Source organism: Mangrovactinospora gilvigrisea (assembly GCF_001879105.1).
Lineage (GTDB): Bacteria > Actinomycetota > Actinomycetes > Streptomycetales > Streptomycetaceae > Mangrovactinospora > Mangrovactinospora gilvigrisea.
The window spans coordinates 16,535-42,619 of the sequence record NZ_MLCF01000132.1 but is presented as its reverse complement, the minus strand read 5'-3'; the positions used below and the strand labels follow the sequence as shown (position 1 = coordinate 42,619).

Annotated in this window: 27 protein-coding genes and 1 pseudogene; 9 read left to right on the top strand and 19 right to left on the bottom strand. The window is 75.6% G+C overall.

Features of this window, described 5'->3' with window-relative positions; all coding sequences use genetic code 11:
* Positions 1 to 798, top strand: a pseudogene (locus BIV57_RS25410) (serine/threonine-protein kinase); the annotation flags it as partial.
* A 15-nt stretch (positions 799 to 813) separates the two neighbouring features.
* Here BIV57_RS25410 and BIV57_RS20370 read toward each other — a convergent pair.
* Positions 814 to 1,317, bottom strand: a complete 504-nt coding sequence (locus BIV57_RS20370; RefSeq protein ID WP_071658307.1) for a macro domain-containing protein — start codon at positions 1,315 to 1,317, stop codon at positions 814 to 816.
* A 133-nt stretch (positions 1,318 to 1,450) separates the two neighbouring features.
* Here BIV57_RS20370 and BIV57_RS20365 point away from each other — a divergent pair, with 133 nt between their 5' ends.
* Positions 1,451 to 2,281 carry a pentapeptide repeat-containing protein gene (locus BIV57_RS20365; protein WP_071658314.1) on the top strand — a complete coding sequence of 277 codons (831 nt, stop codon included), beginning with the start codon at positions 1,451 to 1,453 and terminating at the stop codon, positions 2,279 to 2,281.
* A gap of 9 nt (positions 2,282 to 2,290) precedes the next feature.
* Entirely contained in the window at positions 2,291 to 2,887 is a 597-nt protein-coding gene (locus BIV57_RS20360) for a hypothetical protein (protein WP_071658306.1), read from the top strand.
* Between the two features lie 15 nt (positions 2,888 to 2,902).
* On the opposite strand, the gene eno is transcribed toward BIV57_RS20360, so the two are convergent.
* The 14 genes from eno to BIV57_RS24685 form a co-directional block, all read right to left on the bottom strand.
* Complete coding sequence (gene eno, locus BIV57_RS20355; protein ID WP_071658305.1) at positions 2,903 to 4,183, bottom strand: phosphopyruvate hydratase; 1,281 nt, start codon at positions 4,181 to 4,183, stop codon at positions 2,903 to 2,905.
* An 80-nt stretch (positions 4,184 to 4,263) separates the two neighbouring features.
* Positions 4,264 to 4,707, bottom strand: coding sequence for a MerR family transcriptional regulator (locus tag BIV57_RS20350; protein ID WP_071658304.1), 444 nt, complete (start codon positions 4,705 to 4,707; stop codon positions 4,264 to 4,266).
* Positions 4,708 to 4,765: 58 nt separating this feature from the next.
* Positions 4,766 to 5,239 carry a pyridoxamine 5'-phosphate oxidase family protein gene (locus tag BIV57_RS20345; protein ID WP_071658303.1) on the bottom strand — a complete coding sequence of 158 codons (474 nt, stop codon included), beginning with the start codon at positions 5,237 to 5,239 and terminating at the stop codon, positions 4,766 to 4,768.
* Between the two features lie 204 nt (positions 5,240 to 5,443).
* Positions 5,444 to 5,701, bottom strand: a complete 258-nt coding sequence (locus tag BIV57_RS20340; RefSeq protein WP_071658302.1) for a hypothetical protein — start codon at positions 5,699 to 5,701, stop codon at positions 5,444 to 5,446.
* The gene (locus BIV57_RS20335) at positions 5,698 to 6,840 is read right to left on the bottom strand and encodes a hypothetical protein (RefSeq protein ID WP_071658301.1); all 1,143 of its coding nucleotides are present in this window, start codon (positions 6,838 to 6,840) and stop codon (positions 5,698 to 5,700) included. The genes BIV57_RS20340 and BIV57_RS20335 overlap by 4 nt, the downstream gene beginning before the upstream one ends.
* Complete coding sequence (locus BIV57_RS20330) at positions 6,837 to 8,804, bottom strand: hypothetical protein (RefSeq protein ID WP_071658300.1); 1,968 nt, start codon at positions 8,802 to 8,804, stop codon at positions 6,837 to 6,839. The genes BIV57_RS20335 and BIV57_RS20330 overlap by 4 nt, the downstream gene beginning before the upstream one ends.
* Entirely contained in the window at positions 8,801 to 9,487 is a 687-nt protein-coding gene (locus BIV57_RS25405; protein WP_071658299.1) for a toll/interleukin-1 receptor domain-containing protein, read from the bottom strand. The genes BIV57_RS20330 and BIV57_RS25405 overlap by 4 nt, the downstream gene beginning before the upstream one ends.
* 80 nt (positions 9,488 to 9,567) lie before the next feature.
* On the bottom strand, positions 9,568 to 10,821 hold the full coding sequence (locus BIV57_RS20320) for a helix-turn-helix domain-containing protein (protein WP_071658298.1): 1,254 nt from the start codon (positions 10,819 to 10,821) through the stop codon (positions 9,568 to 9,570).
* 224 nt (positions 10,822 to 11,045) lie between these two features.
* Complete coding sequence (locus BIV57_RS20315) at positions 11,046 to 11,543, bottom strand: MarR family transcriptional regulator (protein ID WP_079170528.1); 498 nt, start codon at positions 11,541 to 11,543, stop codon at positions 11,046 to 11,048.
* A 35-nt stretch (positions 11,544 to 11,578) separates the two neighbouring features.
* Positions 11,579 to 12,775, bottom strand: a complete 1,197-nt coding sequence (gene rodA / locus BIV57_RS20310; RefSeq protein ID WP_071658297.1) for a rod shape-determining protein RodA — start codon at positions 12,773 to 12,775, stop codon at positions 11,579 to 11,581.
* A gap of 87 nt (positions 12,776 to 12,862) precedes the next feature.
* Positions 12,863 to 13,570, bottom strand: coding sequence for a DUF4389 domain-containing protein (locus BIV57_RS20305; RefSeq protein ID WP_245797822.1), 708 nt, complete (start codon positions 13,568 to 13,570; stop codon positions 12,863 to 12,865).
* Positions 13,571 to 13,690: 120 nt separating this feature from the next.
* Positions 13,691 to 14,281 carry an Rv1733c family protein gene (locus tag BIV57_RS20300; RefSeq protein WP_071658296.1) on the bottom strand — a complete coding sequence of 197 codons (591 nt, stop codon included), beginning with the start codon at positions 14,279 to 14,281 and terminating at the stop codon, positions 13,691 to 13,693.
* A 214-nt stretch (positions 14,282 to 14,495) separates the two neighbouring features.
* Positions 14,496 to 16,118, bottom strand: a complete 1,623-nt coding sequence (locus BIV57_RS20295) for a multicopper oxidase family protein (protein WP_071658295.1) — start codon at positions 16,116 to 16,118, stop codon at positions 14,496 to 14,498.
* A gap of 60 nt (positions 16,119 to 16,178) precedes the next feature.
* The gene (locus tag BIV57_RS24685) at positions 16,179 to 16,550 is read right to left on the bottom strand and encodes a DUF6153 family protein (protein WP_139275740.1); all 372 of its coding nucleotides are present in this window, start codon (positions 16,548 to 16,550) and stop codon (positions 16,179 to 16,181) included.
* A 132-nt stretch (positions 16,551 to 16,682) separates the two neighbouring features.
* On the opposite strand from BIV57_RS24685, the gene BIV57_RS20285 reads away from it, so the two are divergent.
* The 5 genes from BIV57_RS20285 to BIV57_RS20265 all read left to right on the top strand — a co-directional run bounded on the left by BIV57_RS20285 (position 16,683) and on the right by BIV57_RS20265 (position 21,339).
* Positions 16,683 to 17,330, top strand: coding sequence for a response regulator (locus tag BIV57_RS20285; protein ID WP_071658293.1), 648 nt, complete (start codon positions 16,683 to 16,685; stop codon positions 17,328 to 17,330).
* A gap of 23 nt (positions 17,331 to 17,353) precedes the next feature.
* Positions 17,354 to 18,565, top strand: coding sequence for a sensor histidine kinase (locus BIV57_RS20280; RefSeq protein ID WP_245797821.1), 1,212 nt, complete (start codon positions 17,354 to 17,356; stop codon positions 18,563 to 18,565).
* A 76-nt stretch (positions 18,566 to 18,641) separates the two neighbouring features.
* A complete protein-coding gene (locus BIV57_RS20275) occupies positions 18,642 to 19,022 on the top strand; it encodes a hypothetical protein (protein ID WP_071658292.1) in 381 nt (126 codons plus the stop codon).
* Complete coding sequence (locus BIV57_RS20270; protein ID WP_071658291.1) at positions 19,019 to 19,960, top strand: ABC transporter ATP-binding protein; 942 nt, start codon at positions 19,019 to 19,021, stop codon at positions 19,958 to 19,960. The genes BIV57_RS20275 and BIV57_RS20270 overlap by 4 nt, the downstream gene beginning before the upstream one ends.
* Positions 19,957 to 21,339, top strand: a complete 1,383-nt coding sequence (locus tag BIV57_RS20265; protein WP_071658290.1) for a hypothetical protein — start codon at positions 19,957 to 19,959, stop codon at positions 21,337 to 21,339. Before BIV57_RS20270 ends, BIV57_RS20265 begins: the two co-directional genes overlap by 4 nt.
* 359 nt (positions 21,340 to 21,698) lie before the next feature.
* Here BIV57_RS20265 and BIV57_RS20260 read toward each other — a convergent pair whose 3' ends face one another.
* The gene (locus BIV57_RS20260) at positions 21,699 to 22,202 is read right to left on the bottom strand and encodes a MarR family winged helix-turn-helix transcriptional regulator (protein ID WP_071658289.1); all 504 of its coding nucleotides are present in this window, start codon (positions 22,200 to 22,202) and stop codon (positions 21,699 to 21,701) included.
* Positions 22,203 to 22,211: 9 nt separating this feature from the next.
* Positions 22,212 to 23,669, bottom strand: a complete 1,458-nt coding sequence (locus tag BIV57_RS20255) for an MFS transporter (protein ID WP_265737002.1) — start codon at positions 23,667 to 23,669, stop codon at positions 22,212 to 22,214.
* A gap of 112 nt (positions 23,670 to 23,781) precedes the next feature.
* Between BIV57_RS20255 and BIV57_RS20250 the strand changes: the two genes are divergently transcribed.
* The gene (locus BIV57_RS20250; protein ID WP_071658288.1) at positions 23,782 to 24,270 is read left to right on the top strand and encodes a GNAT family N-acetyltransferase; all 489 of its coding nucleotides are present in this window, start codon (positions 23,782 to 23,784) and stop codon (positions 24,268 to 24,270) included.
* 7 nt (positions 24,271 to 24,277) lie between these two features.
* Here the strand turns inward: BIV57_RS20250 and BIV57_RS20245 are convergent, their stop codons facing one another.
* Both BIV57_RS20245 and BIV57_RS20240 read right to left on the bottom strand, forming a co-directional pair.
* Positions 24,278 to 24,808 carry a DoxX family protein gene (locus BIV57_RS20245; protein ID WP_071658309.1) on the bottom strand — a complete coding sequence of 177 codons (531 nt, stop codon included), beginning with the start codon at positions 24,806 to 24,808 and terminating at the stop codon, positions 24,278 to 24,280.
* Between the two features lie 210 nt (positions 24,809 to 25,018).
* Positions 25,019 to 26,059 (bottom strand): MerR family transcriptional regulator, encoded by a 1,041-nt coding sequence (locus tag BIV57_RS20240; RefSeq protein ID WP_071658287.1) that lies wholly within the window; start codon positions 26,057 to 26,059, stop codon positions 25,019 to 25,021.
* Positions 26,060 to 26,085: the final 26 nt, after the last annotated feature.

Here is a 26,085-nt window from a genome sequence, read left to right as displayed (position 1 = left end):
CGGGACACTCCCCGGATCGCCTACCCCGGCGGTGGCGCTCCCGAGGTGGTGGTCGGGCCCGCGGCAGGTGTCGGGGGGCCGCGGCGGCGGAGCCGGCGGGGCGCCGTCGTCGCCGCCGTCGCCGCGGCGGTGGTCGTGGTCGGAGGCGGGGGCGCCGCGTGGGCGGTGCTCGGCGGGGGCGGGCACGGCAAGGGCTCCGCCGCCGCGCGGCACAGCACCGCCGCCGACGGGGCGGGACCGTCCGCCTCCGCGTCGGACGGCCGGCGCGGCTCCTTCCCCGACGGACCCGGCCACCGCCGCGGCGCCAAGCACGTCGCCGGCCCGCCGTCCGCGTCCGCCTCCGTGAAGTCGACCGGCACCGCCGCCGCCTCCAAGCCCAAGCCCAAGCCGACGTCTCCGGCCTCGCACGCCTCCGCGAGCGCCTCCTCCTCCCCCGGGCTGCCCACCCCCACCGACGCCGGCTACGTCCCCGGCTCGCTCGCCGTCTCCCACGGCTGCGAAGCCTGGCTGGACCTCAAGACGTCCGGCACCGGCGGCTACGCCATGGGCAGCATGCGCTCGGCCGGCCACGCCTGCGAGTTCCACTACGAACGCGTCTACCCGTCCAACACCTCGTCCTCGCAGAACCTCAACAGCTTCCACACCCTCGACTCCGCCGGCTCCACCTCCACCAGCTGGTACTGGGACGGCCCCGGCTACTACGCGGGCGTCTGCGTCTGGCAGCAGGGCCACTACAGCGAGTACAGCTGCGGCGGGCACTACTTCATGTCCAACGGAACCGTGACGAAGGCGGGCTGACACCACCTCGTCGCGTCACCCGTGGTCGTAGACCGTCACCCACACGCCCCGGGCCACCAGGTGCTCCGCCACCAGCGGCTCGATCCGCGACCAGGTGCCGCCCGCCAGACCGCAGCCGATGCGGGGCATGTGGACGGAGGCGCCGAGGCGGAGCGCCTCCGTCGCGAGGGTGGCCAGGCAGGCGGCGATCGCCTCGTAGCGGACCGGCGGGCCGCCGCTGCCCGGCCTGACGCCGTGCTGGCCGACCATGTTGGCCACCCAGGTGTCCGGCCGGACGCGCACCAACTGCACCGCGCCCAGCCCGAAGTCGTTGCCGGCGCGCTCCCGGTGCCAGCGCCGGAACGCCTTCTCCGGCTCGGGCCAGCGCCGCGACAGCGCCAGCACGAAGCCCTTGCCCCAGCCGCCGCGGTCGTTGCAGACATGCGCGACGATCTTCGGCCCGGCCGCGAGCGGGCAGGTCGCGTCGCCCGCGGTGATCGTCAGCTCCCCCGTCGACCCCGTCGACCCCACCGTCCCCATCGTCCCCATCGTCCCCATCGTCCCCACCATCCCGGTCATCCCCACCGCCCCGGTCGTCCCCGTCATCCCCATGCCCGCCAGACTGCCACCCGCCACCGACAACCGCCGAGCGGTTTTCCGGCACAATGCGCAGGTGAACGACGCGACCGACGAGACCCCGCTCCCCCTGCGCGCCGACTGCTCGCGCTGCTCCGGCCTGTGCTGCACGGCCCTGCCGTTCGCGCGCAGCACCGGCAACGCCGCCTTCGCGGAGAACAAGCCCGCCGGGCGGCCCTGCCGCCATCTGCGCGACGACTCCCGCTGCGGCATCCACGACCGGCTGCGGGAGTCGGGGTGGTCCGGGTGCACGGTCTTCGACTGCCTGGGCGCCGGACAGCAGACCGTCCAGGTCACCTTCGGCGGACGCGACTGGCACCAGCAGCCCCGCGCCGAGCGGGAGCGGATGTTCACCGCGTTCGCCGTGCTGCGGCAGGTCCACGAGCTGGTGTACTTCGCCGCCGCGGCGCTCGCGATGCGCCGCGCCGCGCCCGTCCACCCCGAACTGGAGCGGATCCGCGCCGCGTTGACGGCGCTGGCCGGCGCGGACGCCGACACCGTCCTCGCCGCCGACCCCGGCGCGCTGCGCGCCGAGCTCGGCCCGCTGCTCGCCCGCGCCAGCGAGCTGCAGCGCGGCCCCGACGCCGGCCCGGACCGCCGCAACGCCGACCTGATCGGACGCGACCTGCGCAAGGCCGCCCTCCGCGGCGCCGACCTGCGCGGCGCCTATCTGATCGCCGCCGACCTCACCGGCGCCGATCTGCGCGGCGCGGACCTGCTCGGCGCAGACCTGCGGGACACCCGGCTCGCGGACGCCGACCTCACCGGCGCGCTCTACCTCACCCCGCCGCAGCTGGCCGCCGCGTCCGGCGGCGCCGGCACCCGGCTGCCCGCCGGTCTCCCGCGCCCGGCGCACTGGCCCCGGTAGCGTGGGTGCATGACGTGGGCGGAGGACGGACGCGGGACGCGGGTCGGCGTGGCGGAGCCGGTGACGCTGCGGGGGCTGCTGCTCGCCGATGTGCTGGTCCGGTGGGCCGAGCTGACGGGCCGTCCGGCGCAGGTCGGCGCGGCGGTGCCGGCTGAGCTCGCGGCGCGCGCCGCGGCGCTCAACGTCCGGCCGCCGGGGCGCGGGCCGTTCCGGGAGCCGGACACCGTGCTGGAGGCCGGCCCGGTGACGGGGCGCGGCTATCGGACGGCCGAGCCGCTGCCGCTGCGGATGGTGCTGCTCGGCCACCGCCCGGCGCAGCAGGTGGATCTGACGGAGGAGCGGCTCGCGGAGGCCGCCGCGGAGGCGGCGGCGTGGCGGCGGTCGGTCGCGGAGTGGGCGGACTCGCCGTCCCGGCCCGTGCCGGACGCGGTCCGCGGCGAGCTGGTGGCGGCGCTGGAGGACGGCCTCGACACCCCGCGCGTGCTGCGGATGCTGCGCCGCCTCGCCGACGATCCGACGGCGCCGCCGGGCGCCCGCTTCGAGGCGTTCGCGTTCACCGACCGCGTCCTCGCCCTCGACCTCACCAGCGAGATCGGCCGCTGGTAGGCCGCCCGTCCGCCGTCAGCGGGCCCGCACCCAGCCGTACTCCAGCCCGGGCCGCGCGTCCGCGACCTCCAGCAGCCGGGCGTACTTCGCCGCCCGCTCGCCCCGGGCCGGCGCCCCCGCCTTGATCTGGCCGCAGCCCGTTCCCACCGCCAGGTCGGCGATGAAGGCGTCCTCCGTCTCGCCCGACCGGTGCGAGACCATCTGCGCATAGCCGGCCTCCCGGCAGACCCGCACCGCGTCCAGCGTCTCGCTCACCGTGCCCACCTGGTTCACTTTGATCAGCGCCGCCGTGCCGATCTTCGCCTGCACCGCCTCCGCGATGATCCCCGGGTTGGTGACGAAGACGTCGTCCCCGACCAGCTGCACCCGCCCGCCCAGCCGCGCGGTGAGCCGGGTCCAGCCCTCCCGGTCGTCCTCGCCGAGGCCGTCCTCGATGCTCCACACCGGGAACCGGTCCACCATCTCCTCGTAGCGGTCGATCAGCTGGTCGGACGTCAGCGACTCGCCGGCCACCGTGTATCCGCCGCCGTCCGCGGCGAACCCGCTCGCCGCCGGGTCGAGCGCCAGCGCCACCCCGCCCCGGCCCGCCTCGTAGCCGGCGTCGCCGATCGCCCCGACCAGCAGTTCCAGCACCTCCTCGGGCTGCTCCAGGGTCACCGTCGGGGCGAAGCCGCCCTCGTCGCCGAGGCCCAGCGGCTCGCCCAGCCCGGCGAGCCGGCCGCGCAGCGCGGCGTACACCTCGGCGCCGGCCCGCACCGCCTCGGCCATCGACGGCGCGCCCAGCGGGGCCACCATGAACTCCTGGAAGTCCAGCGGGTTGTCGGCGTGCGCACCGCCGTTGACCACGTTGAAGTGCGGCACCGGCAGCCGCGGCCGGGCCCCGGCGACGGCCGCCAGGTGCTCCCACAGCTCCCGGTCGCCCAGCAGCGCCTCGGCGCGCGCGGCCGCCATCGACACCCCGACGAGCGCGTTGGCGCCCAGCCGCGACTTGTCCTCGGTGCCGTCCAGCTCGCGCAGCGCGTCGTCCACCTCCCGGAAGGAGTCGAACTCGCGGCCGGTCAGCGCGTCCGCGATCTCGCCGTTGACGGCGGCCACCGCGCGGGAGACGCCCTTGCCGCCGTACCGGTCGGGGTCGCCGTCGCGCAGCTCGACGGCCTCCCGGCGGCCGGTGGACGCCCCGGACGGCACCCCGGCGCGCACCTTCAGGCCCTGCGGGGTGCGCAGGACCACCGCGAGGGTGGGCCGGGCGCGGGAGTCGAGGATCTCGACGGCGTGCACTTCGGCGATCCGCAGCATCGTTCCTCCAACGCGACGTCGGACCACCAGGGTTGTCGCCGGATCGGCCTGCCCGCAAGGGGCCGTCCGCACGGAACCCGTCAGCCCGCGGCGGTGCTCCGGGCCGCCGAGGCGCGCTCCACCCGGTCGGCGTGCTCGCGCAGCGCGCGGGCGAAGCCCTCGGCGCGCTCCAGCTCGGCGCGCAGGTCGGCGCAGCGCAGGTCGGCATGGTCGGCATGGCGGCGCAGCCGGGCGGCGACGTCGGCGCACTCGCCGTCCGGGCCGTCCCCGCCCTGGCGGGGGAAGCCGGGCAGCCGGTCGAGCAGGTCCAGCAGCGCCCGCACATCGGCGAGGCAGAGGCCGAGCGGACGCATCCGGGCGGCCAGCCGCAGCCGTTCGACGTCGGCGTCCCGGTAGCCGCGCGGGCCGGGGCCGTCGACGTCGGGCGGCAGCAGCCCGGCGGCCTCGTAGTGGCGGACCGCCCGCACGGTCAGGCCCGTCCGCCGGGCCACCTCCTCGATCCCCATCAGCCGCCCGCCGGTCATCCCGACCGCCTCCCCTCGCCGCCCCTCCAGCGTAGTGCGCAGGGGTCCTGACGTGGGGTCAGCGCGGCCGCAGGCGGTAGCCGGTCACCAGGTCGGGGTCGATCCGGACGGCCCGGTCCATGTCCCGGTCCACCCAGGGATGCAGGCGCTCGCGCAGCCGCGCCTCCTCCACCGGGTCGGTGACCGGGCGCAGGTAGCCGGTGACCACCACGCTCCAGCCGGTCATGCTCTCCGCGTCCAGGCTGTCCGCCTCGTAGGCGACCACCGTCCCTCGCCCCTCGTCGCGCCGGGCGGCCTCCGCCAGCTCGGCCCCGGCATGGGTGCGGATCAGGATCGCGCCGTCCTCCAGCAGGTGGTTGACGGGACGGATGGCGGGCAGCGCGTGGAGGGTGAAGACCACCCGCCCGAACGGGACGCTGCCGAGCAGCCGCAGCGCCTCCTCCCGCGCCATCTCCTCCGTGTTGCGGCCAGGACCTCCGCCGGGCACGTCGACGTCGCTGTGGGTGGCGCCGCCGGGCTCGCTCCTAGGCATCCTCTGGGTTCCTCTCGCGGTTCTGTGGGTGGTGTGGTGCTGTGCCCCCAGCGATCAGACTTCGCAGAGCGGGAACCCCCGGTCCAGAGCCGTTCGTCCCCCAAGATCGAGGCCATAGGTCCCATCCCCCCTCCGACGTGCCGCAACACCAGCCCCCCCCAACGTGATCCCGCCCGTATCCGCCCCCGGAACCGCGATCGTGACTCAGCGTCGGGCCCGCACATCACCATGGACATCGCCCGCCTGGACCACCGTGCTGCCGTCCACCGAGCCGTCGATCCCGTTCCGGATGCGGCCGCCGGCTTCGGACTCGGTTCCCGGACGCCCCGCCCGTTCGGAGCGCTCGAGCGGGCGGAGCGCCGCGGCCGCACCGCGCCTCAGCCGGTTCCACACTGCGGTGACCGCCAGCCCCACCGCAGTGGTACCGGCCGCCGTGGCCAGTGCCGTGGTCCAACCGGTCATGGTGCCTCCTCGTACGTCGTGCCCGATTCGGCCTGCGTACCGCCGGCCGGATCGGCGCCGGGCTCGGATTTCGGTTCGGGATCCGGGTCGTAGTACTCCCTGATGCGTGCGGCTGCCGCGGCGTTTCCGCTGGTGGCGAGCGCTTGAGCGATCTGACGGGCGATAAGCGGGCGACTCGGGTGTCCGGGCTCGAAGCCGGACGACGCGAAGAGGTCCTCCACGGCCCCGATCTCGTCGCGGGCCGCACCGCGGAAGCCGTCCGCAGCCCAGCCGGGCAGGGAGAAGCCGTTGTGGCTGCCGGGCGGGGCCGCCGGATCCCATCTGGCGGATGTGTCCGGCGTGTCCGATTGTCCGGCCGGATGCCGGAAGCGCTCCGGAACGTCCTCGTTGTTCGCCGCAGCCGTCAGATGGGCGAGCAGCCCGATGTCGTCGACCACCTTCTCGATCCGGTCCTCATTGCGCGCCAGCCACCACACCACTGCGCTGCCGGTGTCCTTGAGGACGTCACCGCCGAGGTAGGCGCGCTGGTTGAGCTCGTACTTGCGCCGGTGCTCCCAGACGGCCTCCTTCTTGCGGACGTCCGCGAGGCTCTCCAGGCGCTGGCGGTCGGCGTCGACGAGCCGCAGCACGACGTCGGTCGCCATCGCGTCAACGGATCCGGCGGCGTCCGGCTCCATCCGGGCCAGGGCAGCGTCGAGTTGGTGCTGGGCGAGGGCATAGTCGCCGGGCTCGGTGGCCGCGGTGATCAGCTGTGCCCGTGCCAGGACCTCCCCGACGGCGATGCCGCCCGGGTTGACGGAACGGTCGTCGGGCGCAGCGTCGAAAGGCCGCCACTGCACGGTGGCCGAGAAGAGGAACGCGTAGTCGTCCCAGGCACTGGCGAGCCGCACATCCACCAGGCGACGCTCCCACTTCTCCTGCGGCGGGATGGGCAGGTCGGGGCAGAGTTGCCGGTCGGGCGGGATGAGCGCCGCGCGCGGTGCCGTCAGGCGCAGGATCACGACCGGGACGAGGAGCGCCGTCACGCCGGCTGCGCCCCAGGTCCAGGGAGCGAAGTGGGCGAGGAGACCGCAGATGACGGCGACGAGTGCGCAGATGGCGGTGACGAAGACCGCCACCGTGGTCCGGCTTCCGTTCATGGGTGCATCGCTCCTGACGGCTCGGATGTTCTGGGATTCGCGTCATCACCTTCGGCGGGCATCCCCTGGACGACGTCGATGTTCCGGAAGACGGCGTCCGCAGCGGCGGTACCGACCCGCCGGGCGAGGCCGTACAGCCGACCGTGCTCGACGGGCTCGGCGGCTCCCACCAGTGCGCTGACCAGAGCTTCGCGACGCCGCGCGGGGCCGTTGGCGGCCCGCAGCCAGGCGATGACGGGGCCCTCCCACTCCCGGTGCCCCCGGATTCGCAGCGCTGCGGCCCAGCACGGCTCCAGGGCGGCGCATCGGTCCGCGGACAGGTGCCGGGCCGCGATCGGCGCGACGGCCAGGAAGAGGTCCGAGTCGGCGGCGCTGCCGCCCGCATCGGCCGCCCGGACCAGCCGGGCGGCGAAGAGCCGGAGCATCCGCCGGTCGGCCTCGACGAGTCGCAGCACCGCGCGGAACGGCACGGGGTTGCGGGGATGGCGCCTCGTCAGATGGTGAAGCCGGACGAGCGCCTCGTCGGGGTAGCGGACGGCGATAACCTCGGCGCACACCCCGCTGAGGACGCCGACCATGCGCTCCGGCAGCGAGTCGGTCCGGGACAGGTCGTAGACGGCGCGGCGGAAGTACCGTGCATGGTCGTCGTCCCGGAGCCCCAACTCCAGCGCGAGAGCCGCGTGCTTGCCGCGGCCGGCCGCAGAGCACGCCTTCGCGAGCTCGACGAGGTACTCGGGGGAGCCGCCGCCGAGGCTCTGGTCGGCGAAGTGCGCGACCAGGCCGGTGCGTTCACTTGGATCGAGATCGCCACCGGCGACCAGCCCCGCGATCCAGGCCTGCAGGTCGGCTCTCAGATCGGGGACGTTCGTCCAGAAGTGCCTGCGGATCGCCGAGGCGAGCCCGAATTGCTTCATCCGCACCCGCCCCTGCGCGTCGACCTCCGCATCGCACTCCCCCAGCCGTGCCGCGAGGTCGTCGCGCTCCAGCAGCTGCGCCTGCTCGTACTGATGGCGGACGGTCGCCAGCAGGCTTTCCGCGGCGAGGTGCACATGGTCGACTCGGGAGCCGTGCAGCATCGCGGCGGCGAGCAGCAGCGCTCGCTGCTGCCCGGTGCGGAGCCGGGCTGTCAGCTCGGCTGCCGGACCGCGGAGTTCGGAGAGGGCGGCCAGCGCACTGCGGCACCAGTGGCCCAGGTCGGCCCACGGGTCGCTGTCCCGGTTGCGGACGATCAGGTCGGCCACATGCGCCAGACTCCGCATCGGAGGGCGGCGGTCGAAGTAGGCCTCGATCTCGGGGGGAAGCGCGATGTCTCCGTCCGACTCCGCATCCTGGACATGGCGGCCGATCCCGTGCTTGCGGAGATGGCGGAGAAGCACGTGCCGCTCGTCGGGACGCTGCACTGCGGCCATGAACGAATAGCACTCGGGCTGGGGGCTTTGCGGTGCAATAACTGCGATCCGGGCATTGTGCTGCTGCACCGTCCCGATGAGTGGTGAGAGCTGCGGCTCGAGTTGTTTCCATCGTGCCTGGTCCGCGTCGGAGAGATCGAGGAGCAGGCGGTCGCCCTCCGCGATGTCGCCCGGGTCGATCCGGAGGAATCCCTCGTCGCTTCTTTCGTCGACCAGCAGTTCACGGTAGGCGCCGTCGCCCTCGGTCTGGGCGAGGAGCACCCTCCCGGCGGTCGTTCGCCCGCTGCCGGGGTCCCCCACCAGGATGACGGCGCGCCGGTCGGCAAGGCGTTTGCGCGCCTCGTCGGTACCCGCTCCGGGCACGAAGCACCCGACCAGCCACTTGAGTTGACCGGCCGCCAGCCCGCCCGGGCTCGGGCGGTCCGTCGAGGAAGGTGGCTCGTCGGTTCCCCTGTCGAACCCGACGAATTCGAAGTAGAGGTTGAACTGGTCGCCCTCGCCGGAGAAGACCGGACCGGTCGGGCCGGCGAAGTGACTGGTGTAGGTGTCGCTCAACGCCTCCCCTCCCGCCTGCCGTCGGGCAGTCCGTGGACGTGGACATCACCGCGGCCGGTGTGCAGCTGGCCCTTGATCGGCCCGTTGACGATGGCCCCGTTGTTGCCGTGGATGTTCCCGGTCTGCATCACCGAGGAGTTCCGGACGTCACCGCCGATGCTGGACGTCCCTGCGGTGAGCGGCGGCACGCCGCCCTCCACCTCCCCCTCCGCCGGCTGGGTGTCGAAGCCGCCCAGTTCGGGGTCGAGGTCGACCAGCGCGTCGCCGAGGCGGCGGATGTCGTCGGAATCGGAGTGGGTGTCGTAGACCACGGAGTTGTGCTCGGCGACGACCGCGATGTCCCGCGGCAAATCGGCGGCGCGCAGCCGCTCCGTCCGCCGCCCCACCAGGACGGGAAGGACAGCCATACCGTTGCCGAGCGCGAGCCGGATCTCCTGCCGGACCCAGTCGTCGCGCTCCCTCAGCCGCGGGTCCGTCGACCAGTCGGGGCCGATGACGACGAGCAGCACCTCGCTGCGCCGCAGCGCCCGGCGCAGCTCGGCGGGGAACGGCTGCCCGGCCGGCAGGTCCACGGCGGCGCAGAAGATCTGCTGGTCGCCGAAGCGCCTGCCGAGTTCACGACGGAGCAGGACCGCGGTCTCGTCCGAGTTGCCGGTGCGGTAGTTGATGAAGACATGCGACACGGCGAGGTCTCCCCTTTGTGCGTGGTCGAGGAACAGGACATGAGGGCTCGGTGGTGGCGGGCGCGGAATCAGCGCCGCCGCTACGGAAGATGAAGGGTGGTCAGTTCCGGGAGGAGCCGGCGCACCTCGGCGTTGCGCGGATGCCGGGCAAGCGTGCGGGCGAGCGCCCGCACATCGACGGCGACGGTCGCGGAGCCGGTGGCCGCGAGGGTGGGCAGCAGCGGCGCCACACCGGCGCAGGCCCGCTCCACCTCGCCGGCCGCCGCATGGGCCAGCGCGGCCCGGACTCCGAACCGCGCGCGGGCGCGGAGGGCGGCCCCGGGCATCGCGGCGGTCTGGGCGTCGAGTATCGCGGCGGCCTCGGCGGGCCGGCCGAGATCGTAGAGGCACCAGCCGGTCGCGGCGGCGACGGGGTCCGGGACGTGCATCGAGCCGAGCACAGGTTCGGAGGCCCGGCCTGCCGGATGCTCCGTCAGGTCCCGCGCCCGGTCGAGGCAGTCGAGGGCGGCTGCGGCGTCCCCGGCCAGCGCATGGCCCTGGGCCTCGCGCTGCGCAGCCTGCCGGCAAATGTGCACGGGGACACCGTCGGCCTGGGCACGCCGCGCCGCGGCGACGGTCCGGGCGGCGTCGTTGCGGTAGAGCGCAACCAGGGCATCGCGTATCAGTGCATAGGCCGCCAGGTCGCGGTCGCCCGCGGCCCTGGCCAGCTCGACCGCGCGGGCGGTCCACGCCAAGGCGGTGCGGTCGTCGCCCTGCTCCTGCGCCAGCCAGCCGACGTACTCGGTGAACCGGGAGGCAAGGCGGAGCAGCTCGGCGCGGTCCCGTCCGGAGGCGTCCGCGGTCGCCAGCAGCAAGGTGCGTGCATGGGCGGCTGCCGTCGGGATGACCTGCGCCGGCGCGGACACCTGACCCATCGCCCGCAGCCCGAGGAGCAGCGCGCGGGAACTCTCCAGGAACGCACCGCCCCCGGCGCGGCCGTCCACCGGTCGCGGCGGTGCGAGGTGCGGCAGCAGCTGGGGAAACGCGACCAGCTCGTTCCCCGGCGCCAGCGCCGCGGCGATCCCCGCCACCATCAGCTGCCGTCGGTCCCGGTCCATATCTATCCCCTCCCCCGCCGTCCCATCGGCGGCGAGCCGGACCAGTGCGCCGCCGGCGCCGAGCCGTTCGTCGCACAGTCCGGCCAGTTCGCGTGACGGCCGCTGCCGGCCGCGCTCGACCTTGCTCAACTGGCCCTTGCTGTAGTGGACGAGGTCGGCGAGGCCTTGCAGTGAGAGCCCTGCACGGACACGCCGCTCACGCAGCTCCCGTCCGAACGACCCGGTGGCTTCCGGCACGCTGGCCTCCGAGGAATCGGTCCGGGCGGCGCTCGGCCACCGCGATTCAGCCTGCGATGGGGCGGCGACGCCGGACAAGGCGATCAGGACGGTTTCCCGTGTCCGACTCGGCAGGCAACAGGAAACGCCCTGCGGCGTCGAGTGCGCAGGGCGAGGTCAGGACAACTGTGGTGCACGGCGTTTGGCCGGTCTCCGGCCGTCCGCGCGCCCCCATCGGCGGCGGATCAGGACGCGTCGTCGGTGGGGACGACGGCGATGTCCGGCCCCTCCTCCACCGCGGAGAGGAGGGCGCGGAGGGCGGGGAGGGCGGCGGCGAGGGCGGTGCGGTCGGCGGGGGCGAGGCGGCCCATCGCCTCGGCGGCGAGCCGGGAGCGGGCGGCGCGCCAGGCGGCGAGGCGGCGCTCGGCGGCCTCGGTGAGGCGCAGCCGGACGGCGCGGCCGTCGTCCGGATCGGGCTCGCGGGCGAGCATGCCCAGGTCGGCGAGTTGCCGGATGAGGGTGGAGACGGAGTTGGGGGCGAGCCGCAGCGCGCGGGCGGCGGTGGCGACGCCGATCCCGGGGTGCTCCTCGACGACGTGCAGCAGCTCCAGCTGGGCGCCGCGCAGCGGCGGGCCGGGGACGCTGCCGCGCAGCCGCCTCCGCTGCAGGCGGCGCAGCGCGGCCGCGGTCCGGAACAGCTCCTCGCCGAGGCCGGCGGCCTCGGGCCCGTCGCTCACCACCATGGGGCCAGCGTACGGGCCGCGGGCGGCCCCGGACGTCACCGTGCGGAGCCGTGCCCGGATCCCGCGCGGATCCGGACCGACTGCAGGAGCCCGAGCGCGATGCAGGTGGCGAACATCGAGGAGCCGCCGTAGGAGACCAGCGGCAGCGGGATGCCGGCGACCGGCATGATGCCGAGCGTCATCCCGATGTTCTCGAAGGCCTCGAAGGCGATCCAGCAGACCACCCCGGCGGCCACCAGCGTGCCGAACCGGTCGCCGGCGTGGCGGGCGATCCCCAGGGCCCGCCAGAGCACCACCCCGAAGAGCCCGATCAGCACGATCCCGCCGACGAACCCGAACTCCTCGCCGGCCACCGTGAAGACGAAGTCGGTGTGCTGCTCGGGGACGTAGCCGCCGTTGGTCTGCGAGCCGTGGAAGAGGCCGGCGCCCAGCAGCCCGCCGGAGCCGATGGCGATCCGGGCCTGCTGGGCGTTGTAGCCGACGCCGGACGGGTCCAGCCGCGGGTCGGCGAAGGCCGCGAACCGGTCCACCTGGTACTGGGAGAGGACGTGCAGCTGGACGGCGGCGAAGACGACGACCGCCCCGACCCCGGCCATCGCGGCGAGCCAGCGGGCCCGCATCCCGGCGACCGCCACCACCCCGATCGCGATGGCGCCCAGCACCATCGCGGTGCCCAGCTCGTGGATGGCCATGATGATGCCGGCCGGCACCAGCGCCACCAGCAGCGCCGCGACCAGCTGACGCCCCGTCGGCACGGCCGCGTCCCGGGCGTCCACCGCGTCCGCCAGCAGCGCCGCCATCAGCAGGATCACCGCGGGCTTGGTGAACTCCGAGGGCTGCACGGAGAGGCCGCCGCCGAGCACGATCCAGGAGTGGGCGCCGTTGACGGTGGAGGCGATCGGCGTCAGCACGGTGGCGAGCAGCAGCATCGCGGCGCCGTAGATGAAGATCGCGTAGGGCCGGATCCGCCGGTAGTCGACGGCGGTGACGGCCGCGCCGAGCGCCACCCCGATCGCGGCGTTCACCAGCTGGCGGTCGAGGTAGAAGTGCGGGTTGCCGCCCTGGTTGATCTCCTGCTGGGCCGTGGCGGACCAGGAGAGCACCGATCCGACGAGCATCAGGGCGAGGGCCGCGGCCACCATCGGCCAGTCGACGCGCCGCGCCGCGGCGCCGCGGCCGAACAGGCGTACGAGGGCGGGGCGTTCCGGCGTCAGCCGGATCGGCATGGTCATGGGGGATCGGTACCACGCGAGTGCCTCGGACGTGTCACACCCGCATCACGATGACCACTCGGTTTCCCGACACAATCTGACACTGTGTCAGACTTCCTCCGCCCGCTCGGATCCGCCCTGGTCCAGCCGGAACGGCGGATACTCGTCCGTCAACAGCCCGACATAGGCGAACACCCGGATCTGCCAGCGGTGCAAACCGATCACCAGATCGAAGATCCCCCGCGGGTAGCGCCCGGTGAACAGCAGTGCGATACCGGCGTAGAGCGTCAGGGTGAGCGCCAACCCGCCGCCGCCCAGCACCGCCAGACTCCCCGTGAACGTCGAGACCAGCACGTACTGCGGCAGCGCCAGGAGCCACCACTTCACCAGCACCAGCCCGCGGCTGTAGTGCTCCTGGTGGTCGACGGTCACCCGCGCCGGGTACTCCGGCCGCTCGGCCAGCGAGAACGGCGGGTACTCGTCCGTCACCAGGCCCGCGTACCCGTACGCCCCCACCCGCCACGTCCAGCGCAGCACCCCGAGGGAGAAGTCGAAGAGCGGCCGCGGGTAGTGGCCGCACAGCAGGATCCAGAAGAGCGCCACCACCCAGACCACGGCCACCGCCAGGTGCAGCGCCAGCAGCACCAGGTAGTGCGGGATCAGCAGCAGCCACTTGAAGATCCAGATCCAGCGGGACGGGGTGCCCTCGTCGACCTCCACCCGCACGCTGTTCCTCGGCGCCGACGGGGGCGCCGCCTTCGTCCGCGGCTCGTCCTCGGCCATGGCGTCCCACTCCTCCCGGTCCCGGTGGCTCATCCGGCGGAACGCCACCAGAATCCGGCGGAGGCACCCCCTCCCCCAGGGCCCGTTGGTCCCCGACATGCCGCGAAACCTGAGGTCAGAGCGGCTGCGGCCGACCGGAGCGGCCCAGCGGAACTAGTGGAACCGCTTGGACCAGCGGGGGCCGATCTCGTCCCACTCCCGCTCCCAGGCCCGCAGCTGGCGGGACGTCACCAGGCGGCGCGCGCCCAGGTGCCCGGCGACCAGCACCCCGGTCGCGCCCAGCCAGGCCACCGCGCCCACACCCGCCGAGCCGGCCGCCAGGTCGGCGGTCCGCTGCGGGATCGGCGCCGGCACGTCCGCCGAGGTGAGCCAGATCGGCACCCGCTCGCCGCGCACCGTGCCGTCCGGCACCTGCGCCTCGCCGGTGAGCCGCGCACGGCTCACCGGATCCGTCCAGCGCACCATGACGGTGGGATGCGCCCCCGTGGCGCTGCCGTCCGCCGGGGCCGGCGCCGTCTCCAGCGCCGTCGCCGGCACCCGGTGCAACCGGGCCACCATCCGCTGCACCGCGTCCTGCTGCGCGTGGTAGACGCGGACGCCGAGCACCCAGGCGCCCACCGCCGCGCCGGCGACCAGCAGCCCGAGCAGCGCGCCGAGCAGGGTGCGGACGCGGTCGGCACGGCGCCGCAGCGTGTTCCGGTCCAGGCCGAGGAGGCGGGCCAGTCGCGTGAAGCGAGCCCTCACAGCACGGGTAGTCACTGCTGCCACCGTCCCTTTTCCTCCCAGCACGCATCCTAGGACGGCACCGCCCGTCGAACCCGGTGCCAATCTTCCGAACGGGTGGCGGGCGGGGGAAGTTCACGCGGGGGCGGGACCCGGCCACCCGCGCGACCCGCCCGGGACGGGCGCGAAGCGGAGTCGGGCGGCCGGGCCGGCGGCGGCGGCCGGAGCGCGGGGCTCAGGCGAGGTAGCCCAGCACGCCCATCATCCCGGCCTCGCCGTGGTACGCGTTGTGGCAGTGCACCATCCAGCGGCCCGGATTGATGGCGTCGAACTCGGCCCGGACGGTCTGCCCGGGCAGGACGATCACCGTGTCCTTGCGCGGCCCCTGGCCGGCGGAACCGGAGGCTCCGGCCAGCGCGAAGGTGTGGCCGTGCAGATGCATCGGGTGCCACATGTCGCTGCGATTGGCGAATTCCAGCCGCACCCGCTCGCCCTGGCGGACCGTCAGGGCCCCGGCGAGGGGGTTCCCGCTGTCGTAGCGGCGGCCGTCGAGCGACCAGTCGTACTTCGCCATCGACCCGGTCAGCGCGATCCGCACCGTCCGGTCCGGGGCGGCGGCCTTGAGGCGGACGTCGGCGGCGGCGCGCAGCCGGTCCGCGGTCAGCAGCCGCCCGTCCAGCTCCTTCGGGCGGACGGTCGCGGACGGGGCCGCACCCGAGCCGGTCCGCACCAGGGCCATCCCGCCGCCGCCCTTGCCCTCGGCGAGCGCGGTGAGCGGGAAGACGCCGTCCCCGAGGGTGACCAGGGCGTCGTAGCGCTCGCCCGGCCCGAGCAGCAGCGCGTCGACGGCGGCGGGCTCGACGGGGAAGCCGTCGGTGTGGGTGACCTTCATCCGGTGCCCGCCGAGCGCGACCCGGTAGGCGGTGTCGGCGCCGGCGTTGACGATCCGCAGCCGGACGCGGGCGCCGGGCCGGCCCCGGTAGCTGTCCGGTGCGGTGGGGAGGCGGCCGTTGACCAGGTGGTACGGGTACTTCACGTCCCCGGCGTCGCCGCCCAGCAGCCGACTGGTGGCGCCCATCAGCATGTGCGAGCCGGAGCCGCCCATGGAGCCGGAGAGCGGGCGCGTGCCGCCCATCCCCTTCATGCCGTCCATGTCGTGGCCGCCGCCACTCTTCTTCTTGGTGCCCCCGCCGTGGCCCGTGCCGCCCATGCCCTTGGTGAGCTCGGCGAGGACGGCGTCCGGGGTGGCGCCGCCGACCCCGTCGAGCCAGTCGTCGAGGACGACCAGCCACTCGTCGTCGTAGGAGAGCGGCTCGTGCGGGTCCTCCACCACCAGCGTCCCGTAGAGGCCGCGGTCCAGCTGGACGCCGACGTGCGGGTGGTACCAGTAGGTGCCCGGCCGGTCCGCGGTGAACCGGTAGGTGAAGGAGTCCCCCTTGGCGACGGCCGGCTGGGTGAGGCCGGGGACGCCGTCCATGTCGTTGCGGAGCGCCACCCCGTGCCAGTGCACGGTGGTGGGCGCGGGCAGCTTGTTGGTGACGGTGGCGGCGAGGGTGTCGCCGGCCGTCATCCGGAGCGCCGCGCCGGGCAGCCGACCGTCGAAGGCCCAGCTGCTGACGGTGCGTCCGCCCAGGTCGAGCTCGGCGGGCGCGGCGGTGAGGGCGACGCTGCGGGTGCGTCCGGTGTGCTTCCGGCGGCGTTCGGCGGCCGCCACCGCGGCCCCCGCGACGGGGACCAGCTTGGGTGCGGCGGCGTCGGCGGACCCGCCGGAGGACGACGCCGAGCAGGCGGCCAGCGTCCCGGCGGCGGCCGTGCCGAGGCCCGCGAGGAGCAGGGAGCGACGGTTGATCGCGTTCATGACGGTGTTCTCTTTTCGGTCTCTCGGTAAGGGCGATCAGCTGCGGACAGGCCGATCGGCCTATATGCGCAGCACCGAGAGGACCGAGAGATCGGGAGGCGGACCGTGCGCCCGCGGCGCGTCCGCGGCGGCGGCGACCCGCCCCGGCAAGGCGGCGGCATCCCCGGCGAGCGCCCCCGCGACGGGCGCGGCCAGCGAGAACCCCCGCACATCCGCCGAGGCGCAGTGCGGCGCCGCGCACGAGCCGCCCATCGCCCCGTCGACGTGCACGCTTGAGCCGTTCAGGGGCGCGCGGCTCTGCATATCGGCGGCTTTGCCGCGGGGCGCGGACGAGTAAGAGCCGGCCGCGCCATGCCCACCGTGCCGAACCCCCACGGCGTCCCCCGCCCCGTGATGCAGCAGCAACGCGAGCGCAGCGACCACCAGGGCCACCACCCGCACCGCGCCGCCAGGTCCACGCACCCCACGGACCCTACCCCATAGGGGTACCCGCGCCGCGTGCCCCGTCCCGACCCCGTACCCTTCGATCGCGTGATCCGAGTCCTCCTCGCCGACGACCAGCCCATGGCGCTCCGCGGCATGCGCCGCATCCTCGAGCACGAGCCCGACCTCGAGGTCGTCGCCGAGGCGCCCGACGGCCGGACGGCCCTCGCGCTGGCCCGGCAGCACCGCCCGGACGTCGCCCTGGTCGACGTCCGGATGCCCGGGATGGACGGCATCGCCCTCACCCGGGAGCTGGTCGCGCCCGCCCCGGACAGCGGCGCCGACCCCCTCCGCGTCGTCGTGGTCACCACCTTCGACCTGGACGAATACCTCTACCCGGCGCTCCGCAACGGCGCCTCCGGGTTCCTGCTGAAGCGCTCCGGCCCGGCCCTGCTGGTGGCCGCCGTCCGCGCCGCGGTCGCCGGGGACAGCCTGATCAGCCCCGAGGTGACGGTCCGCCTGCTCAGCCATGTCACCGGACGCCCCCGCCGCGGCGACCGCCGGCCCGGGCCGGACGAGCCGCTCACCGACCGCGAGGAGGAGATCGCCGGGCGCGTCGCCGAGGGCCTCACCAACGCCGACATCGCCGCCGAGCTGTTCATCTCCCCCGGCACGGTGAAGACCCACGTGGCCAGCATCCAGCGGAAGCTGGGGGTGCGGAACCGGGTGGGGATCGCGGTGCGGGCGTGGGAGTCCGGCCTCGTCCACCGGCCCCCGTCCGCGGGGTGACGGCGGTGCCCCGCCGACAGGCCGTGCCCCTCCGAGCGACCGCGTCCCGCCGACCGGCCCGGGTGCCGCGCGGCTCCCTGATCGCCTGCCTGCTCGCCGCGCTGCCGGCGGTGCTGCTGCCGGTCTCCTCCGTCCCGGCGCTCAAGGCGCTGCCGGTCGTCGTCACCGCCGCCGTCGCCGCGGCCGCCGCCTGCTGGCCGCGGTCCGGGCGGCCGCCGCTCGCCGGGCCCGCGGCGCTCGCCGCCGTCCTCTCGCTCCTCCTCGACCCGCTCTACCCGGGGCCGATCTCGGCGGCCGGGCTCTGGGGGCTGATCGAGGCCACCGCGCTGACCGTGCTCGTCGGACGGGCCGTCAGGATCCCGGACGCGCGCACCGCGGCCGCCGTCACCGCGCTCACCGGCACCGCGCTGGTGCTGCTGCCGCTGCGGCTCTCCCTCCACCAGCCGGGCAAGCAACTCGCCGACCACCTGGTGGGCGCGGCGATGGGGCTGCTGGTCGCGGTCGTCGCCGGCGGCATCGGCCTCTACCTGCGGACGCTGGACACCCGGCGGGTCCGCGCGATCGCCGAGGCGCAGCGCGAGCAGCGCCTCAGCGTCGCCCGCGATCTGCACGACTTCGTCGCGCACGAGGTCACCGGGATCGTGCTGGAGGCGCAGGGCGGGCAGCTCGGCGAGACGGACCCGGCGGAGGCGAAGGCGCTGCTGGCCCGGATCGAGGCGGCGGGGCTGCGCGCGCTGGACTCCATGGACCGCACGGTCAGCACGCTGCGCGACCCGGACGGCACCGGCGCGGCCCCGGACCGCGCGCCCTCGCCGCGCCGGCACGGGCTCGCCGAACTGGCCGAGGTGGTGGAGCGGTTCGGGCCGACGGCCCGGCTGGAGGCGGGGGCGGACTCAGGGCCGGACGCGGCGGCGGCGCCGGAGGTGGAGGAGGCGGTGCACCGGCTCGTCGTCGAGGCGCTCACCAATGTCCGCCGGCACGCGGGCACCGGCGCGGCCGTCACCGTCCGGGTCGAGCGGGACGGCGAGCGGCTGCGCGTCTCCGTCCACGACGACGGGGGCGGCGCCGCGTCCGGACCCGCCCCCCGGCTCCGCCGCCGGCACCGCGGCGCCGGCGGCCTCGGCCTCGCCGAACTCACCGCCCGCGTCGAGGCGCTGGGCGGCACCCTCAGCGCCGCCCCGGCCGCCCCCGGCTGGACCACCACGGCCGTCCTGCCGCTCGACCCCGGGCGGTGACCGGCCCGGAACCGGGGCGCCGATATCTGCCGAACGGCAGAGGCGGACCCCGCCCCCGGGCGGCGACGCTGTCCGCATGCGACGCCTCATCGTCACCGCAGCAGCCCTGACCGCCCTTGCCGCGACCGCGGCCTGCAGCGGGCCCGACTACCGCAACGCCAAGCCCGAGTCCAAGGACTTCGCCTTCACCGGCCGCACCCTGGACGTGCGCGCCCACGGCACCCCCACCGACCTGGTCGCCACCGCCCGGCCGGGCACCGTCACGGTGGTCCGCCGCTTCGACCACAAGGCCGGCGAGAAGCTCCTCACCAGGACGCTCCGCGGCCACCGCCTCAACCTGGAGGCCGGCTGCCGCTGGCTCGCCATCTGCGACGCCCGGTTCCGCGTCGAGGTCCCCAAGGGCGTCACCGTGCTGCGCGACGGCGAGCCCACCCGCCTGAAGGGCGGCGCCAAGTGACGGCGCCTCGGCAGCAGCCGCCCCGGCTCACCCTCGACAACGTCTCGCACACCCACCGCGGCGCCGGGCACCCCGCGCTGGAGCGGCTCTCGCTCGACCTCGGGCCGGGCGTCGTCGCGCTGCTGGGCCCCAACGGCGCGGGGAAGTCGACGCTGATGCGGATCCTCGCCACCGTCGTCCGGCCGACCGCCGGGCGGGTGCTGTGGAACGGCACCGACACCGCGCGCCGCCCGGAGCCGCTGCGCCGCGTCCTGGGCTATCTGCCGCAGGACTTCGGCGCCCCCGCCCGGCTCACCGCCGCCGAGTTCCTCCGCTACCTCGCCGCCGCCAAGGGACTGCCGCACCGCGCGGCCCGCGCCCGGACCGCCGAGCTGCTGGCGGCCGTCAACCTCGGCGGGGAGGCGAACCGCCGGCTGGGCGCGATGTCCGGCGGCATGCGGCAGCGGGTCGGCATCGCCCAGGCGCTGCTCAACGACCCGCGGCTGCTGATCGTCGACGAGCCGACGGTGGGCCTCGACCCGGGCGAGCGGTCCCGCTTCCTCGATCTGCTCGGCGAGTTGGCCGCGGATCGCATCGTGCTGCTCTCCACGCACATCGTCACCGACGCGGCGGCCTCCGCGGACCGCATCGCGGTGCTCTCGGGCGGACGGCTGCGCCGCGCCGGGACGGTCGCCGAGCTGCTGCGGCACACCGCCGGCTCGGTCTTCGAGACGGTCGTCCCGAGCAGTGAGCTGCCCCTGATGCGGGCCCGCTGGCAGATCGTCCGGACGGCGCGCGCCGAGCACGGCGTGCGGGTGCGGCTGCTGGCCCCGGGCGGGCGTCCGCCGGAGGGCGCCGCGCCGGCGGCGCCGGAGCTGGAGGACGCCTACCGGCTGCTGGTGGGCGAGCAGCCGTCGGCGGCGTTCGCCGCGGGCGTGGGCGCGGGGGTGCCGGCATGAGCCTCGCCGTCGCCTCCGCGGCGCTCGCCTCCACCCGCGCCGACTTCCGGATCCGCCGCCGCGGCCCGGCCTACCTGGTGATGCTCGTCGGGTCGGTGCTGCTGGGGCTGCTGGCCGCGCCGCCCCGGGACGCCGCCTTCCAGGTCCTGGAACTCGGCCCCTACCGCGGCGAGTTCACCACCGGCTACCTCGCCGCGGTGACGGCGATGGCCGGCGGGCTCTGGCTCTCCTTCGCGGGCTTCGCCGCCGTGCGGGGCGCGCTCGCCCGCGACGAGGCGGAGGGCGTCGCCGAGCTCGTCGCGTCCACATCCCGGCCCACCGCGTCCCATCTGCTGGGACGCTTCGGCGGCGCGGTGCTGGTGCTGCTCTCCGGGGCGCTGGTGCTGCTGGGCACGGCGGTCGCCATCCAGCTGCTGCGCGGCGAGTCGACCCGCATCGACCCGGTGGCACTCCTGCTGCCGCTCGCGGTGGTCGAGCTGCCGCTGCTGCTGCTCGCCGCGGGCGCGGCGGTGCTCTGGGACACCGTCCGGCCGCTGCGCGGCGCCGCGGGGGCGGCGCTGTGGTTCGTCGTGTGGATGGTGCTGGTCATCGGCGGCCAGAGCGGCCGCGGCCTCGACCTGCTCGGCATGGGGCGGATCACCCGCTCGCTGCGGGACGCGGTGGTGGCGCAGGGCGACGACCCGCACCGGATGGAGTTCGGCGTCGGGCTGACGATGAACGGCCCCTCCCGGGAGGTCGTCCACTGGGCGGGCCTGCCGGCGGGCAGTTGGCTGGAGCTGGTGCCGCAGGCGGTCGCGCTGGCGGCGCTGGCGCTGGCGCTCGTCCTCGCCCCGTGCGCCTGGTACCGGCTGATGCCGCCGCGCCCCGCGGGCCGCGCCGAGGCGGCGCAGGCCGCGCAGGCCGCGCAGGCCGCGCGGTTCAGAACGGCGGGGCTCGGGGCTCCACCGCCCGCCCTCGACCGGCCGTTCCCGCTGCTCGCCGAGGTGCGGCTGCTGCTCTTGGGCCAGCCCTGGTGGTGGCTGCCGCTGCTCGCGCTGACCGCGGTGGCGGCGGGGTTCACCGCGGGGGCGGCGCCGGCGGTGTGGATCGCGCTGATGCCGGCGTGGTCGCGGCTGGGGGTGCCGGCGCCGAGCCCGGCCTCGGACATCGTCGCCGCGTGCCCGTCCCCGGGACGCCGCCGCCTCGCGACGGTCCTGGCGGGCCTGGCGGTGACGGTGGCCGCGTCCGCGCCGGCGGCCCTCCGCAACCCGTCCCCGACGTGGGAGGCGGTCACCCTGGGCCTCGCGGCCCTGGCCCTGGCCTGCAACGCGGCAACCCGGTCCCCCCGCCTCTTCCAGGCCCTCTTCCCACCCCTCTGGTACCTCATCGTCGCCCACTAAGCGGGTTCGGCGAAGGGGCAACGCCGCAGATGTGCGTGCCGGGCGGCGCGGGAAGTGTGCCCTACTTCGCCAAGCGCGCTCAGCCCCGCCATCCGGGCGGAGGAAGCAGCGGCGTCGGGTGCATCCTGTCGGCGTGCCGCACGGAGGCCGTGGCAGTGGGTCGGGCCGGCCTCCGGGCGATGCGGCGTGAAGGGCGTGGCGGGCGGCGCGACGCTGCGGAGAGCCGTCGGAGACGGCGCAGCCCCCCGCTATCCGGGGGCCCGGCCCGCACCGGGTGGGGTGCCGGGGCGGAGGGGCGGCGACGGCGACCACGGCCGGCCGCGGGTCGAGCGGCGACGGCGACCACGGCCGGCCGCGGGCTACTCCGCGCCGTCCGCCCCCAGCACCTCGGCCAGCTTGAACAGCGCGGGCAGCGCCTCCCGCACCCGCACCCGCTCCTCGGCGCCCAACTCGCCCAGCGCCGCGTCTATCCGCCGCTCGTGCGCCCGCAGCCACGCGTCCAGCTGCTCCTCGCCCGCCTCCGTCAGCGTCACCACCGATGCCCGCCGATCCCCCGGATCGACCTCCCGCGCCACCAGCCCCGCGCTGATCATCTGCCCGATGAGCCCGCTCACCGTCGACGTCGCCAGCCGCTGACGCGTCGCCAGGTCGCCGATCCGCGCGGGCGAGTGCTCGTGCAGCACCTGCAACAGCTCCACCTGGGCCATCGGCAGCTGCTCCCACGGATAGTCCGTGCGGATGGACTGCCGCAGCGCCCGCCGCAGCCGCGTCACCGCATCGGTGAGCAGCCGGGCATCGGGCGCACCCGACACCACGTCGGGGGACGCTTCGGACGACGAACGCGCGGGCGACTGGGCGGACATGGCCGAAGCCTAACCGAGCGGACCGTCCGTCTCACGAACCGTTCCGCGGATCGGACGCCCCGTGCCCGACCTGCGGACTCCCCCCGCTCCGCCCAGCCCGCTGAGCAGCGCGAGCACCCCCGCCGCCACCAGCACGCCCCACGCCCCGGCGTTCCCGCCGAGGTGCATGCCGAGCGTCACCAGCGCCACCCCCAGCGCCGTGCCGAGCCCGCGCGCCATGTTCACCAGTCCGCCGCCGGTGCCCGCGAACTCGGTCGGGATGGACGCCATCACCAGCGCGTTGTTCGACGGCATGAAGAGCCCCAGGCCCAGCCCCAGCACGCCGAGCAGCGGCACCAGCACCCCCGGCACCGCGGGCGTCAGCAGCAGGCCGACCAGCGCCGCGGCCACCACGACGCCGCCGGCGGTGCACCGCGCCCGGTCCGACAGCCCGCGCGGCAGCACCCGGTCGGCGAGGGTCGCGGCGACCGCGAACCCGGCCGGCAGGGCGGTCAGCATGACGCCCGCCGCCAGCGCGCCGTCGCCGTGCGCGCGCAGCACCTGCGGCACCAGCACCAGCGGGCCGAACAGCGCCAGATAGGCGCAGAGCGCGCCGACCAGCCCGGACGACACCGACCGCACCCGCAGCAGCCGCAGCGACAGCAGCGGGTCGCGGGCCCGGCCCTGCCGCCGGACGAAGCCCCAGCCGGCCGCGACCGCGACCGCGAAGAGCGCCACCACCGACCAGGCCGGCAGGCTCAGCCCGGAGGCCGCGGAGATGCCGAGCAGCAGCGCGGTGGTCGCGACGGTGAGCAGCGCCAGCCCGGCCCAGTCGAAGCCGGAGCCGGCGTTCCGGTGCCGGGTGCGCGGCAGCAGGTAGTGCCCGGCGACCACGGCGACGATGCCGATCGGCACGTTGATCCAGAAGACCCAGCGCCAGCCGATGGTGGCCACCATCGCGCCGCCGATCGTCGGGCCGAGCGCCAGCCCCAGCGCCTGCCCGGCGGCCTGGATGCCCAGCGCGGTGCGCATCCGCGCGCGCGGGGCGCTGGTGGTGACCAGGGCGACGCTGTTGGCCTGCAGCATCGCCGCGCCGACCGCCTGCACCGCCCGGAAGACCACCAGCAGCCCCAGCGTCGGCGCGAAGCCGCAGGCCGCGGAGGCAGCGGTGAACAGGACGAAGCCGTAGAGGTAGAGCAGCTTGCGGCCGTGCGCGTCGGAGAGCCGCCCCACCGGTATCAGCAGGGCGACGAGCGTCAGCAGATAGGCCAGCGACACCCACTGCACGGCGGCGAGCGAGGTGTGGAACTCGGTGCGCAGGCTGCCGTAGGTGAGGGTGACGATGCTGGCGTCCAGCTGCCCCATGAACGCGCCGAAGCAGACCGTGCCCACCGCGAGCGCCCAGGCCCCCGGGCGGCTCCGCACGGCCTCGGGGCGCGGTCGCTCCGTGGTCAGCAGGGCCGGCAGGCGGACGGCGGCGTGGCTCACGGGGCGGCTCCGGCGATAAATGGTTCGGACACCGACCAATATAGCTCGGGGACCGAACCTTTCGGTACCCCGCACAATCGGGGGCCCGAGGAGGCACGGCTAGGGTCTAGGCATGATCAGAGAAGCCACGCCCGCCGACGTGACCGAGATCCACGCGATGATCCGCGAACTCGCGGAGTACGAGCGCCTGCCGGACGAGGCCCGCGCCACCACGGACCAGCTGGACGACGCGCTCTTCGGCCCCCACCCCGCGGCGTTCGCGCACGTCGCCGAGGACGAGGCCACCGGCCGCACGGTGGGCTTCGCGCTGTGGTTCCGCAACTTCAGCACCTGGAACGGCACGCACGGGATCTACCTGGAGGACCTCTACGTCCGCCCCGAGGCGCGCGGCGGCGGGCACGGCAAGGCGCTGCTCACCAACCTGGCCCGGATCTGCGCCGAGCGCGGCTACGGCCGCCTGGAGTGGTCGGTGCTGGACTGGAACGAGCCGTCCATCGCCTTCTACAAGTCGCTCGGCGCCACCCCGATGGACGGCTGGACCGTCTACCGCCTCGCCGGCGACGCCCTCGCCGCCGCGGGGGCGCGGCGCCCCGCGGCCTGACGCGGCCTCAGCGCAGGCCCGCGGACTCCTCGTCCGCCTCGCGCTCCTCGGCCGCCTCCGCGGCGGCGACGTCCGCGTCCCGCTTCCGCAGCACCGCGCGGACCGCCAGGCCCGTCCCCGCGAACGCGGCCAGCACCATCCAGGCCTTGTCGTAGCGGTGGCGGGTCAGGTGGTCCAGCGACAGCCGGCCTGCCCCCGACAGGCCCACCGCCGCCGCGGCGAAGCCCAGGAACGCCGGGTACTCCAGCCCGCCCTCCTGCGCGAAGAACCCGGACGGCGCGTGCACCGCCGCCGCCCCGGCCATCGTCCCGGCCGCCGCCGCGCCCGCCACCGGGGTGCCCAGGCCCAGCGCCAGCGCCGCGCCGCCGCCGAACTCGCCCAGCCCGGCCATCACCGCGTTCGCCTTGCCCGGGCGGTACCCCATGTGGTCCATCGCCGCCGCGGTGCCCTCGATGCCACCGCCGCCGAACCAGCCGAACAGCTTCTGCCCGCCGTGCGCGCAGAGCACCGCGCCGGTGCCCACCCGCAGGGCCAGCATCCCCAGGTCGTGGCGGACGCTGCCGGAGCGCCGCCGCCCTCCGCACCTCGTCGCCCGGGCCGCCTTCGCGGCCTTGGCCGATGCGCCGGCGGTGCGCTGCTTGCTGCCCATGGTCGGGATCCCTTCAGCGGTGAGGTGACGGCCGGTCATCAGTATCCGGCCTCCGAGTCTTCCAAGTCAGGCGGATCCCCACCCGCCGGTGGTGCGCCATTACGGGGACGGCGCCGCGTCCGCGACCACCAGCGCGATGTTGTCCGGCGCGCCCGCCCGGTGGGCCAGCGCCAGCAGCGCGTCCGCGGCGGCGTCCGGATCGCCGGCCGTCCGGTCGTCGGCGAGGGTGCGGCGCAGCTCCGGCTCGGCGACGACCGCGCAGAGCCCGTCCGTGCAGAGCAGGTAGCGGTCGCCGGCACGGATCTCCCGCTCGGCGACGGCCCGCGGCGCGCTGCGCCCGTCCAGGGCGCGCAGCAGCAGCGGGCGCTCCGGGTGCTGCTCGGCCTCGGGGCCGGTGAGGCGCCCGGCCTCCACCAGCGCCTGGACGTGCGAGTCGTCCCGGGTGATCCGGAAGAGGCCGCCGTCGCGCAGCAGATAGGCGCGCGAGTCGCCGGCGTGCAGCACGGTCAGGGCGGACGCGGTCGGCGCGGGCCGGAGCAGCGCCGTCAGGGTGGTGCCGGAGCCCGCGCCGCCGGCCGCCCCGATCCGGTGCAGCGCGGCGCGCACCCGCTCGGCGGCGACCGCCGCCGGATCGCCGCCGCGCGGCGCCCGGACGGCCGCGGCGGCGGCGCGCCCGCCGTCCGGACCGTAGCCGTCGGCGACGGCCAGCACCTGCGCGTCCGCGCGGGCCGCGTCGTGGTTGGCGGGGCGCACCAGGCCGCGCTCGCAGCGGGAGGCGTGCCGCAGCGTCAGCTCCGGCCCGCCGGGCGCCGGGCCGGCGCCGGTGAGCTGGTCGACGAGGCGCTCGGCGAGGCGGCGCCGCTCGGCGAGGGCCGCCTCGGTCTCCGCCCAGAACGCGGTGAGCTCGCCGGCCGCGGCATGCCCCGCGGGGCGGTCCAGCACGCTGCGGATCCGCTCCAGCGGCATCCCGAGGTGCCGCAGCCGGGCGATCAGCAGCGCCCTGGCGACCTGCTCCTCGGCGTAGTGCCGGTAGCCGGTGCCCGGGTCGACCCGGTGCGGCCGCAGCAGCCCGACGTCGTCGTAGAGCCTCAGCGCCTTCGCCGAAAGCCCGGTGGCCCGGGCGAACTCCCCGATCGTCATGGCAACCGATCCTCGCACGCCGCCGC

Coding starts and splice junctions, on each gene's coding strand:
- BIV57_RS20370 (WP_071658307.1), bottom strand. CDS start 1,317: ATGGGGACGGTGGGGTCGACGGGGTCGACGGGGGAGCTGACGATCACC.
- BIV57_RS20360 (WP_071658306.1), top strand. CDS start 2,291: ATGACGTGGGCGGAGGACGGACGCGGGACGCGGGTCGGCGTGGCGGAG.
- eno (WP_071658305.1), bottom strand. CDS start 4,183: ATGCTGCGGATCGCCGAAGTGCACGCCGTCGAGATCCTCGACTCCCGC.
- BIV57_RS20350 (WP_071658304.1), bottom strand. CDS start 4,707: ATGACCGGCGGGCGGCTGATGGGGATCGAGGAGGTGGCCCGGCGGACG.
- BIV57_RS20345 (WP_071658303.1), bottom strand. CDS start 5,239: ATGCCTAGGAGCGAGCCCGGCGGCGCCACCCACAGCGACGTCGACGTG.
- BIV57_RS20340 (WP_071658302.1), bottom strand. CDS start 5,701: ATGACCGGTTGGACCACGGCACTGGCCACGGCGGCCGGTACCACTGCG.
- BIV57_RS20335 (WP_071658301.1), bottom strand. CDS start 6,840: ATGAACGGAAGCCGGACCACGGTGGCGGTCTTCGTCACCGCCATCTGC.
- BIV57_RS20315 (WP_079170528.1), bottom strand. CDS start 11,543: ATGGTGGTGAGCGACGGGCCCGAGGCCGCCGGCCTCGGCGAGGAGCTG.
- rodA (WP_071658297.1), bottom strand. CDS start 12,775: ATGACCATGCCGATCCGGCTGACGCCGGAACGCCCCGCCCTCGTACGC.
- BIV57_RS20305 (WP_245797822.1), bottom strand. CDS start 13,570: ATGAGCCACCGGGACCGGGAGGAGTGGGACGCCATGGCCGAGGACGAG.
- BIV57_RS20295 (WP_071658295.1), bottom strand. CDS start 16,118: ATGAACGCGATCAACCGTCGCTCCCTGCTCCTCGCGGGCCTCGGCACG.
- BIV57_RS20285 (WP_071658293.1), top strand. CDS start 16,683: ATGGCGCTCCGCGGCATGCGCCGCATCCTCGAGCACGAGCCCGACCTC.
- BIV57_RS20275 (WP_071658292.1), top strand. CDS start 18,642: ATGCGACGCCTCATCGTCACCGCAGCAGCCCTGACCGCCCTTGCCGCG.
- BIV57_RS20265 (WP_071658290.1), top strand. CDS start 19,957: ATGAGCCTCGCCGTCGCCTCCGCGGCGCTCGCCTCCACCCGCGCCGAC.
- BIV57_RS20260 (WP_071658289.1), bottom strand. CDS start 22,202: ATGTCCGCCCAGTCGCCCGCGCGTTCGTCGTCCGAAGCGTCCCCCGAC.
- BIV57_RS20250 (WP_071658288.1), top strand. CDS start 23,782: ATGATCAGAGAAGCCACGCCCGCCGACGTGACCGAGATCCACGCGATG.
- BIV57_RS20245 (WP_071658309.1), bottom strand. CDS start 24,808: ATGCTGGCCCTGCGGGTGGGCACCGGCGCGGTGCTCTGCGCGCACGGC.
- BIV57_RS20240 (WP_071658287.1), bottom strand. CDS start 26,059: ATGACGATCGGGGAGTTCGCCCGGGCCACCGGGCTTTCGGCGAAGGCG.